Below are 10,351 nucleotides of genomic sequence, written 5' to 3'. Positions count from 1 at the left end.
AATCAATTTAAGCGTATTCTATGAAGTAAGGTGTATTTACAGGGCTTTTGAAAATTAAACTTCCACAAATTGGCTGTTTAGTAATTATTTTTTTCTCGTTATCGGATTATATTTGAAACTTACTCAGAAAATTGGAGTGAAAAATAGTGTCGGGAAATAATAGCATAGCTTTTGAGAGTGCGAAGTAATGTGCCGGTGGGGCACCTGGAAATACCCTTGTGCCCGCCGTAAGTGAAATAATTAACATAAAATATCACTCTTCTGAGGATAAAAGATTGAAAAGCCTATCCAGATTCCGTTCGATACAGTTTTGTGATTCCTGACACATTTCCAAAGCGCGTTTTATCTTTCCATCATTGCCCTGTTCGGCAGCAAGTTTGAAAAAATGCGCTGCCATTTTGAGGTCTTTATCGACCGCCTCCCCAGAGCTGTAGGCCTGGGCGAGTTTAAGCGAGGCGATATCGTGTCCCAGGTCTGAGGCTTTCCGGTAATGGGCCAGAGCGCGGGATGGATCGTTTTCAACCCCCAGTCCCTGCTCGTACATCCTGGCCTGGTTAAAGTAGCCGTATCTGGAATTATTCTCCGCAGCCCGCTCAAACCAGGACAGGGCTTTGGAGTAACTGTGAAATTCCGGGGCAGAATCCAGGTATACTAGCCCAAGTGCATTCATGGCATCAGTTGATCCGCCCTCTGCTGCCTGTGTCAAGTAATCAATCGCTTGTTCCAGGTTTCTGGATACGCCCTGGCCGAGCCGATAGAGTTGTCCGAGATTATAACTGGCCCTGGCTGATCCCTGTGCTGAGGCATACTGGTAAATTTCGACTGCGCGCGGGTAATTTTGTTCCACGCCCCTTCCATGGGCAGTGGCATAGCCGAGGTTTGTGATGCAATCAAGGTTGTTGGCTTTGGCACAAAGGGCATACCAGCCATAGGCAATATCCTGGTTAGTTGCCGTAAGCCTGCCGGTGGAATTTAAAATGCCCATGTGAAGCTGTGCTGGTGGATACCAGCGTACTGCAGCGGCTTCATAGTCCCGCAGGGCCTGAGCCGTATCTATTTTTCGCCCAAAAAGTCCCTCCTCAGCAATCCGTGCTCGCAGATTGAGGGCTGGTGGAAAGTCGGCTGAAGCGGCTTTGTCCAGTAGCGCGAGACCGGTTTTTACAGAGTGCTCGCCTTTTTGCTTCAGAAGGTAGCGGGCGTAGAAAAATTGCGCAGGCGGAAAATTGGTATCAACGGCCTGTTGGATAAATGCTTCAAAATCCTCCAGTGGTTTTTGATCTGAACTGAGCCGGTCAAGAGCCAGTGCCAGTTGAGCTGGAGGATATCCCTTTGAGGCAGATACCTGGCGAAAATCCTGTGCCAGCTTTTCTCTGGCGTTGGTGAATTCTGTGGAAGTCATCAGTAAGGCCACTTCATATTCGGCCTGTCCCGGGGGCATTGATACCGCAGCGCTGTTTAGCAGTTGCTCCGCCAGTGCGGGATCGGCTTCTATACCGAGGCCGGTAAGGGCCATATAGGCAAGCACGATCTTTGCCTCTTCAAGCCCAAGGTCTGATGCGGAGACAAAGAGTTGCGCACACTCGCTTTGGGAGAACCTGGTCGACTTCCCAGCCAGGCAAAGTTTGCCGAGGCTGATATTGGCGGTAACGGACCCCATACCAATGGCATCCAGGTAAGCTTGCTCAGCCTTTTGAAATTCTTCCTCTGCGTGATAAACCTGCCCGACAGCGTGGCGTGCTGCGTAATCGGAGTTTGCCAGTGGCTGCAGGATTTCTCGATACAGAGCGTCTGACAATCCGGCAAAAGGGTGTTCGACTGCAAGCAGGCGATGCAAGAAACGGCTATTGTCAAAATAGATTTTTGCGACCTTATTGTTATCCTGGGTGCGGACATTATAAATCCGGTACAGCCCGTTGCGGCTCTCGGCAAACTCAAAATAACTGTCAATAATCTCATAGCCGGAAAGGGTGAGCAGGTCTTCGGCATCCCCCCAGCTTGCGATTTCATAGGCACTGTAGTAAGTATCACCGCTGTGTTTGCCCAAGATGCCAGTGGCGATAAAATTGAAAATATTTTGATGGAAGAGGGCCAGTTCGGTTTTGCCGAGAGTTTCATAGCATTCGGTGGCGCTGAGGTGTGGCAGTAGGGAAAAGGTATTTTGCTGGGTAATCTGTTGCCAGTTAATTTCCTCGCAGATTTTCTTCCCCGATTCCACTGAGGCCATCGCTTCGAGATACTGCGCCTGCGCGGTCACTGTTTTGAGCGATTGGGGAGATTCCAGGTAAGCCTCCCAGTAGCTGGCAAAACTGACCGAATCCGGTGACTGCGCCACTTGCCGTGTGAGTGAAAGCATTGGATCTTCGAGCGCAGTGGTGACTGTCTGAGCGCTACAGGATGCCAGCAGTAGGGCAGAGAGAATCAACAAGCATTTTTTCATAAGCTTTTCCTGATAAGGGAGTTTTATAAGGAGCGCCAATCCCTTTCTGGTACTGATCGTTTCCTGGGACAGTTGGCTTGGGGCAAAGCGGTTAGGTAAGGCAAATGTACGAAGAATGTCATGTTGGACTTTTTCGCCCCCTATAACAGCAGGGGTGATCTCATTGTGAAACATTTTTTTTAGTGCGGGGCAGTTTTCGCCATTGCGGAGTGTTTCATTTGCCGCACAATTTTGCGCGATGGCGCTCTCCCCACTTTTCCTGACAGTGTTGGTTTTCTCTGCTTCTCTCAAGTGCAGAATGAGTAGCTGCTGTGTGCAAGACATGGCAGTCTGTCACTGATACGGGTACTCAAACCGCGTTGGCCAATCTGTTCAGTCCACTTTTCTCTATTCTGTGCAGAGGTTACACCCAGCCAGAAATGAATTCACGCGGTAAAATACGCCCTTCCATGCTTGAGGTAACGTAACAGCGATAGCGGTGACCCAGGTTATCGCAGGCAGGAAGAGGAAGGCCAAGCAAACTCAGAGTGTTTTCTGTGTTTTTTTGCCTGAACACCCAATCACTTGATTCGCCTGACTGGAGGAAAGAGCATTGCTCAGTGCCGGCAGCAGCTGGGCAGCACACTGGCACAACATTGAATATCCGATTACCCGGTCCGGCGGTAAACACAGGCCTCTATTATACCCTCCAGTGGTGTTTCCAAGATAGGATATACTGCATAACTGGATTTGGTGGAAAATCTCACAAACGCTTTTTTCGGTTCCAATGGGAATCACTGTAGGAGCGGGATTGGCGAGTCACGACATTTTGTGGTTTATCCCGATTGTTCGATTGAGTCAAAACAGGATTGCCTGCAAAGGGTAGCTGACCCGTGGCCGCACCCTTCGGCTTGGCGGGCTCAGCTTGTGAAGGGGGATGTATGAATGAAGAGCGATTAGAGGCCTTGAGAGAGGGACTTCGACAGCAGGGAATAGAGGCCTTCTTGGTACCGCGTACCGATGAATACCAGAATGAGTCTATACCGCCGGGGGAAGAGCGCCTGTCCTGGGTAACCGGGTTTACGGGATCGGCCGGTATGGCGGTGATTGGCTTGAAAGCGGCCGCGTTGTTCGTCGATGGGCGTTACACACTACAGGGACAGCAACAGCTGGGTGACCGGCCAATAGTGCTGGAAAACCTGGATAGCGATGGCATTGCCAACTGGATTTGCGACCAGCTGCACGAGGGGCAGACACTGGGCTATGATCCGCGCCTGCACACAGAACCGGGCCTGGCCCTGTTGCAGGGGCGTCTGGAAGAGCGGGTTATCACCCTGAGACCGCTGGAGGAGAATCCTATCGATGCCATCTGGACAGACAGGCCCGAGGCACCATCCGGTACCGCACGGCCCCATCCGTTTGCGTTCAATGGTGAGCATTCCAGGGACAAACGCCGGCGTATAGCAGCGCAGCTGACGGAGAAATGCGTCGATGCTCTGTGGCTGCCAAGCCCCGAGAACTGTGCCTGGCTGTTCAATATCCGCGGTGAGGATATCCCGCATTTGCCGGTTGCCCTGGCCAATGCTGTGCTCTATCGGGATGGCAGCGCCACTTTGTACCTGTCAGCGGAGGCAGTCGGCGAGGGGCTGCTTGAGCACCTGGACCGGGAAGTGACCGTGGTATCCGACAAGCGCCTGCTGCTTTCGGACTTGCGGCGGCGGCATATCCGCAAGATCTGGGTGGACCCCCAGATCAGTAATTGCTGGATTCTGCAGCAGTTGCGCGCCCTGGATATCCAATTGGTACAGGAGCGCGATCCTGTCTCCGGGGCCAAAGCCTGCAAGAATGCCGTGGAGCTGGCTGGTGCCAGGGCCGCGCATGAGCGCGATGGCGCTGCGCTGTGTGAATTTCTCGCGATATTATCCGAAGCGGTCGATACCGGGCTCGATGAATTGTCGGCGGTTAAACTACTGTACAGTAAACGTGCAGCGAGAGAAGGTTTTCGCGGAAACAGTTTTGACACCATATCCGGTTACGGCCCCAATGGAGCCATAGTCCACTACCGGGTGAGTCCTGAGTCCAGTCTGCCTATGAAACCCGAGGGCATTTATTTGTGCGACTCGGGTGCCCAGTACCCGGATGGCACTACCGATGTGACCCGTACCCTGGCCCTGGGGGATTTCCCGGCCCCGGCGCGGGAGCATTTTACCCGGGTGCTTAAGGGGCACATTGCCATCGCCACTCTGCGTTTTCCACAGGGCACTTGCGGAGAGCAGATTGATGCGATTGCGCGCCGCTCCTTGTGGGAGGCAGGGCTGGACTATGCCCATGGCACTGGCCACGGGGTCGGCAGTTATTTGAGTGTGCACGAGGGTCCGCAGCGTATCGGCAAGGTGGCTACCGGGGTGGCGCTGCAGCCCGGCATGATCCTCTCCAATGAGCCGGGGTTTTATCTCACCGGGCAATACGGTATCCGCATAGAAAACCTGGTGTATGTCAAAGAGAGTGGGGAGTACCCCGGTTTTCTCGAATTCGAGACATTGACCCTGGTGCCGATTGATCGTGTGCTGATCGATACGGATCTGCTCGCCACCCGGGAGCGGGATTGGTTGAACCGCTACCATCAGCGGGTTCGGCAGGTCATAACGCCACTGGTTGACCAGCACACCGCAAACTGGCTGCGGGCAGCCACTGAACCTCTGTGATGTCGGTGCGGGGCACAGTCCGGGCATCGGCTTGCTTTTTCGATTTCGGTACCATACGCAGTGCTGCCCAGGGAGCCGCCCCGGTGTGTTGTCCCGTGGAGTTTTGCTGGCCAGTGGCGAAACACTGTATCCGTCGAACAATCTGGCAGGATTGCTTGCCGGAAAATACTGCGTAAGACCGTTTGGCTCAGTGTTTCAGTTGGCGGACATGTGTGGTGTAGAGGCCACCGCTGAACTGCGTCGGCGGAGGTTGTGCCGCAACCACCACCAGGACAGGGTGCCGAGCAACAGGTTGGCGGCGGCCGTCGCGGCAAAAAGACCGGTCAGGCCCCACAGCTTGTTACCCAGCCAGGCCAGGGGTAAATAGACACCCAGCACACGCAGGAAGGAAATCAGCGTGGCGGGCAGGGGTTGTCCGAGGCCGTTAAAGGCCGCATTGGCTGACATCACAAAACCATAGCCGGCGTAACTGAAAGGTACCAGACTCAGGTAGGCCACGGCCACTGCGACCACCTCGGGGGATTTGCTGAACAGGCGGGCGATCGGCTCCCCGGTAAAAAACAGCAGAATTGCCAGGCCCGCGCCCAGGATCAGGCAGAAGCGGGCAAGTACTCCAACAGTCTCGCGCAGCCGCTCTATGTTGCCGGCACCGGCATTTTGCCCCATAAACGGGCCGATAACTGCGGAGAGTGCATAGAATATGATCAGAGCCAAAGGCTCAATGCGCAGTGCCACCCCGAGACCGGCCACGGCATCCTCGCCGTGCACCGCCACCAGGGCCACCATCACACCGCTGGCCATGGGAATAATCACATTGGTAAGCACCGCCGGTAGCCCCACGGCCAATACCCGGCGCCAGGATTCGAGCAGGGAGCCGAGATGCCAATGGGGCACAGCCATCAGGTGTTCACGGCGGACCAAAAAATACAGCGCCATGAAAAAACTCAGGGTGCGCACGGTCACGGTAGCGATTGCTGCGCCCTGCAACTCCAGCCTTGGAAAACCCAGCAGCCCGAAGATTAAAATTGGGTCGAGAATCAGATTGAAGAGCGCCACGCCCACCATGATCCGTCCGGTGAGCGCGCTGTTGCCGATCGCGCGCAGGGCGGATAGCGCGATGGTGGGCACTATGACGAAGATGGTGCCGAGATACCAGGGCACCATGTAGTCGGCGATCAGCGGTAATATCTCCGGGCCGGCACCGAGCAGGCTGAACAGGGGGCGAATCGTCAGCAAGCCGATGGCGGTGATGACCAGCGATATCAGCAGGGCGAGTACAGAGGCATCGGTCACCAGCCTGCGTACACGGTGGACATCCCCCGCGCCGTAGGCCCGCGCCACCGCCGATGAGGTGCCGGCACCGAGGCCGATAGCAAAACTGTTGATTGCCATAACCACGGGAAAGGTAAAACTCATGGCCGCGAGCGGTGCACTGCCCAATTGGGAGACAAAGTAGGTGTCCACGATGTTGAACGACATCACGGCGAGGATGCCCCACACCATGGGCAGGGCCAAGCGCTGCAAGTGGCCGGATACCGAACCTTCGAGCAGTGAGGGACTACTTGTTGTTAGTGGCATTCAGTAACTCTTTACAAACCGGCCGGATATGCGGCGAATCTCTCCGGGCTCGCCAGAGCGCGCTGGCTTATGTGGTGCAGCACCCTATGCGTCGGTGGCCCAGGTGCGGTGAGAGAGCAGCGGATTTTACCTTCAGCCCGCTTCCTTTACGATCGGATGCAGGGCCAGACTCATCAGCACAGCATCCTCGCGCCCGCCATTGTCTGCGGGGTAGTAATTCTTACGCAAGCCGTCCTCGGAAAAACCCAGTTTGCGGTAGAGTGAGTGTGCGGCGAGGTTTGAGGTGCGCACTTCCAGCAGAAGTCGCCGGGTGTGCCTGGGCAGCTGGGCAATCAGGTGGGATAACAGCTGTTCAGCGAGGCCTCGCCGGCGCCATCCGGGTGAAATCACCATGTCCAGAATTTCAGCCTCGTCACCTGATTGGTTGAATACACAGAAGCCAATGGCCCCCGCGTCAGTGGCAAGCAGCCAGCACTGGTGACCAGCCACCAGGCTCTGCAGGTACTGAGCCTGATTCCAGGGGCGGCTGTGGGCGCTTTTGGCCAGGCCGGCCAGGGTGCTGCAATCCGCTTTCTCGGCCCGGCGCAGATGCAAACCGGTAGCGGATGAGCTCCTCATTGCGCCCGAGTCTCGGAGGGGTAGGCTTTGCACAGCAGCTGCCAGAGGTCCTGTTTGCGTTCCGGCTCCCGCAATAGCTGGGACAGGCTGGGCAGGGGGAGGATGCGCACCCCCTGCCAGTTGTTGACGGTCTCATCGAGAGAGATGGGTGTACAGAATGTCCTCGCCTCGTCCCCCATCAGCCAGATGGACTTCACCGGCTGGCGTGTGCAGGAAGCTTCCAGCCAACTGGAGAAGGTATCGCGGGCCTCGGAGGCGCCCGCGGCCGGAGCAAAGGGGTTTTCTGTGATCGGCCAGCACAGGCGCTCGTGCTGGCATGGCAACTGGTGCCAATTCAGCGCGCGCAGAATATTGCCAAACAGCGACTCCATCGGCAGTGCGGCACCGGGCTCGTGGCTGTCCACCGCCAGCAATTCCTCACCGATCCGCCAGCAGCTGAGGATAAAGGGCTGGACTGCCTGTTGTGGCTGGGCCACTGCCTCATCGGATTTGCCCCAGGTAGGGACAGCCACTGACGCCTTCGCACTGTCGCTTGCGGGAGCGGTCGCGATGGAGTCGACAGCCGGTGCAGCCGACTGTGGCAGTGGGCTCAACACAGCGGGTGCGGCCCGCTGCCGCTGGGAGGTGGCGACCGCGGACAATGCCGGCGGAAGTTGGGCCTGGCGGGGTGCGGGTGCAAGGGGCAAAACAAATCGCGGCACATAACTGGTCACGCCAAGTACCGACAGGTATTCTGCCCGCTCAAGCTCGTTCACTTACACGCCTTGTTTCTTGCTTTCACCCATGGCGAGCAAGTTTAACGCATCCATGTAGGCCTGTGCCGAGGCAACCAGAATATCGGTGTCGGCACCGACACCATTGACCAGGTGACCGTCTTTTTCCAGGCGCACGGTCACCGAACCCTGGGAGTCGGTGCCCTGGGTAACGGCATTCACCGAGTAGAGTTTCAGATCGGCGCCGCTGCCAACGATGCGTTCTATGGCCTTGAAAATGGCGTCCACCGGGCCGCTGCCGCAGGCTTCGGTCTGGTGCGACTCACCCTCTACCAGCAGGCTGATAAAAGCCTGGGGTGCGCTGCCGATCTTGCTGCGCACATCCAGATCCTGCAGGTGGAAGCGCTCCACCGGGGTTTCGCTACCGGTGATCAAAGAGTGCAGGTCCTCATCAAAAATCTCGTGCTTTTTGTCTGCCAGTATCTTAAAACGCTGGAAAACCTGTTGGAAGGTTTCCGAGTCGGAGAACGCGACCCCCAGTTCCCCGTAGCGTGCGCGCACCGCGGCCCTTCCCGAGTGCTTGCCCAGCACCAGACGGTTCTGTCCCCAACCCACATCCTCGGCGCGCATAATTTCATAGGTTTCACGATGCTTGAGCACACCGTCCTGATGAATACCGGATTCATGGGCGAAGGCGTTGGCGCCGACAATAGCTTTGTTGGGTTGTACAGGGAATCCGGTAACAGAGGAGACCAGGCGCGAGGTGGGCACGATATGGCGGGTATCGATGCTGGTTTCTACCGAATAGAGATCCTGGCGGGTCTGTACCGCCATCACGATTTCCTCCAGGGAGGCATTGCCCGCGCGCTCACCCAGACCATTGATCGTGCATTCCACCTGGCGCACGCCGTTCATGACGGCGGACAGGGAGTTGGCCACCGCTAGACCCAGGTCGTTGTGGCAATGGGTGGAGAAGATAGCCCTGTCGGAATTGGGCACATGCTCGATCACCCGCCGGAACAGGGCACCGTACTCGCCGGGTTCTCCATAGCCGACGGTATCGGGAATATTGATTGTGCCCGCGCCCGCCGCGATTACCGCCTCGATAATACGGTACATAAAGTCCGGCTCGGAGCGACTGCCATCTTCCAGGGAAAACTCCACATCGTCGGTAAACTGACGGGCGGTCTTCACCGCTTGCACCGCCTGCTGGAGTACATCTTCCGGAGCCATTTGCAGCTTGTACTGCATATGGATCGGTGAAGTGGCAATGAAAGTATGAATACGGGAGGCGTTGGCTTTTTTCAGGGCTTCCCCGGCGCGCAGGATATCCGCATTGATTGCACGCGCGAGGCTGCAAACACGGGATTCGCGCACGGTTTCGGCAACTGCCTTTACCGCTTCGAAGTCGCCGGGGCTGGCAATGGCAAAGCCGGCCTCAATCACGTCCACACGCATGCGCTCGAGCAGGCGGGCAATGCGGACCTTCTCCTCTTTGGACATGGAGGCGCCTGGACTCTGTTCACCATCGCGCAACGTCGTATCAAAAATGACTAATTTATCTTTCTGGATGCTCATTTTCGCTTTTACTCCTCATTTGGTTCGAGGCTAAACAAGGGGCTCCGCTGCTGTCTATGCGTCGCTCAAATACAGTGGGGAATCCTGTCGAGGGTGGGGAGGAGAAAAATTATATGCCGCGTAGCGGCAGTCGCAGCGTGAAAGCTAGGGCGAGGTGGCCTTGTCTGGTGGTACAGAAGTCAGTCTTCATAGGTGGTGGCTTCCGCGTCGGGTCGGACTGTATCTTGGCATTATGCGTGATCTCCGATCCGGTGGTCAATGTTCATCCTACTAATTTCTAAAATTCAATGCAGATTGCTATTTTTATCCCTATTTTTTCCTCATATGGAATTTATAACCTAAAACCCCCAATTCCTTCGAGGCCAGTCCCTGCTGGTAATGATTGGTCTTATACGCCAACCTGACCGGGAGTCCCTCCGGCATCTTGCGCAAACACAGGCAGAGATGGCCGCTCCGCGTTTTACCTCCGCACGACCGTTCAAAGCGCGTACCGGGTGCCGGCCTACCCACTCCCTGGCTCTGGATTTCAGCGCCAGCCCTGCACGGTTTGCCGTCACCAGAGGGTTGCGCTCATCTTAGATAGCGCGATGCCCTCCCTCAGGGCGCACTGCTCCAGGCCCTGTAGCAGTGGGATCAAGGTGCCGGAATCGGGCATCGGATGCCGCCCCTGGAGGCGACATGGAGGGCAATGCAGAGGTGGCGGTTGAGGGCCAGTGCTTCGCAGTCATCGCAGCCAATTACCA

The 10,351-nt window shown here is 56.3% G+C and carries 6 protein-coding genes; 1 reads left to right on the top strand and 5 read right to left on the bottom strand.

What is annotated here, in order from left to right:
* Positions 1-253 precede the first annotated feature (253 nt).
* Positions 254-2,437, bottom strand: coding sequence for a tetratricopeptide repeat protein (locus Q5Y71_RS06805; protein WP_306041066.1), 2,184 nt, complete (start codon positions 2,435-2,437; stop codon positions 254-256).
* Positions 2,438-3,357: 920 nt separating this feature from the next.
* Between Q5Y71_RS06805 and Q5Y71_RS06800 the strand changes: the two genes are divergently transcribed.
* On the top strand, positions 3,358-5,121 hold the full coding sequence (locus Q5Y71_RS06800) for an aminopeptidase P family protein (RefSeq protein WP_306041065.1): 1,764 nt from the start codon (positions 3,358-3,360) through the stop codon (positions 5,119-5,121).
* Between the two features lie 195 nt (positions 5,122-5,316).
* On the opposite strand, the gene Q5Y71_RS06795 is transcribed toward Q5Y71_RS06800, so the two are convergent.
* From Q5Y71_RS06795 to Q5Y71_RS06780, 4 genes are all read right to left on the bottom strand, one after another.
* On the bottom strand, positions 5,317-6,699 hold the full coding sequence (locus Q5Y71_RS06795; RefSeq protein ID WP_306041064.1) for an MATE family efflux transporter: 1,383 nt from the start codon (positions 6,697-6,699) through the stop codon (positions 5,317-5,319).
* Positions 6,700-6,831: 132 nt separating this feature from the next.
* Complete coding sequence (gene rimI, locus Q5Y71_RS06790) at positions 6,832-7,317, bottom strand: ribosomal protein S18-alanine N-acetyltransferase (RefSeq protein ID WP_306041063.1); 486 nt, start codon at positions 7,315-7,317, stop codon at positions 6,832-6,834.
* Entirely contained in the window at positions 7,314-8,072 is a 759-nt protein-coding gene (locus Q5Y71_RS06785; RefSeq protein ID WP_306041062.1) for a hypothetical protein, read from the bottom strand. The genes rimI and Q5Y71_RS06785 overlap by 4 nt, the downstream gene beginning before the upstream one ends.
* Complete coding sequence (locus Q5Y71_RS06780; RefSeq protein ID WP_306041061.1) at positions 8,073-9,608, bottom strand: 2-isopropylmalate synthase; 1,536 nt, start codon at positions 9,606-9,608, stop codon at positions 8,073-8,075.
* Positions 9,609-10,351 lie beyond the last annotated feature (743 nt).

The sequence above is a fragment of the Microbulbifer sp. 2205BS26-8 genome (assembly GCF_030731025.1).
GTDB lineage: Bacteria > Pseudomonadota > Gammaproteobacteria > Pseudomonadales > Cellvibrionaceae > Microbulbifer > Microbulbifer spongiae.
This window is presented reverse-complemented; position numbering and strand designations above follow the sequence as displayed.